The 927-nt window shown below is 71.6% G+C and carries 2 protein-coding genes; both read left to right on the top strand.

Annotated features, from left to right (window positions below; all coding sequences use genetic code 11):
* A partial coding sequence (locus AX735_RS19895) for a VWA domain-containing protein (protein WP_156447557.1) occupies positions 1 to 554 on the top strand: 554 nt, incomplete at its 5' end.
* Positions 551 to 927: alpha/beta fold hydrolase (locus AX735_RS19890; RefSeq protein WP_156447556.1), on the top strand; the 377-nt coding region annotated here is incomplete at its 3' end. The genes AX735_RS19895 and AX735_RS19890, both read left to right, overlap by 4 nt.

Genomic DNA, 927 nt, shown 5'->3' with positions numbered 1-927 from the left:
TCTTCGCGGTCGATGCCTCGGGATCGTCGGCACTGGCGCGGCTGGCCGAGGCCAAGGGCGCGGTCGAGCTGATGCTGGCGCAAAGCTATGTGAAGCGCGCGCAGGTGGCGCTGATCGCCTTCAGGGGCACCAGCGCGGAACTGCTGCTGCCGCCGACGCGATCGCTCACCCGCGCCAAGAAGGTGCTGGGCGAGCTACCCGGCGGGGGCGGCACGCCGCTCGCGCTGGGGCTGGCCGCAGCTGCGGAACTGGCCGAGACCCAGGCCGCGCGCGGGCGCACGCCGTTCGTCGCGCTGCTCACCGATGGCAAGGGCAATATCGACAAGCATGGCCAGCCGGGTCGCGCCCAGGCGGGCGAGGATGCGCTGGCGGCGGCGCGGCGCTTTGCCGGATCGGGAACGCAGGGCGTGGTCATCGATATCTCCGCAAGGCCGCAGCCCGAGGCCGCAGCGATTGCAGCCGCGATGCGCGCGCGCTATCTGGCGCTGCCACGCGCCGATGCGCGGGGGGTGGAGCAGGCGGTATCCGCGCTGCAGTTCGGGAAGGCATCATGAGTTCGGTTCGCTGGGAGGTCGAGGGGCAGGACTGGCCCAACCGCGCGCACAGCCGCTTCGTGCGCACCGCGATGCTCGACTGGCACGTGCAGATCGCCGGGCCCGAGAATGCGGCGGTGCTGCTGCTGGTCCATGGCACGGGTGCTGCGACGCACAGCTGGCGCGACCTGCTGCCGCTGCTGGCGAAGCACTATTTGGTGATCGCACCCGACATGCCGGGCCATGGCTTCACCCGCGGGCGGATTTCGGGCGGGCAGAGCCTGCCGGGCATGGCGAAGGCGCTGGGCGAGCTGCTCAAGAAGCTCGGCCATCCCGCACCGGCGGTGATTGTCGGGCATTCGGCGGGCGCAGCGATCGGCGCACGGCTGGCGAT

Source organism: Blastomonas sp. CCH1-A6, assembly GCF_001556365.1.
In the GTDB taxonomy this organism is placed as follows: domain Bacteria; phylum Pseudomonadota; class Alphaproteobacteria; order Sphingomonadales; family Sphingomonadaceae; genus Blastomonas; species Blastomonas ursincola.
This window is presented reverse-complemented; position numbering and strand designations above follow the sequence as displayed.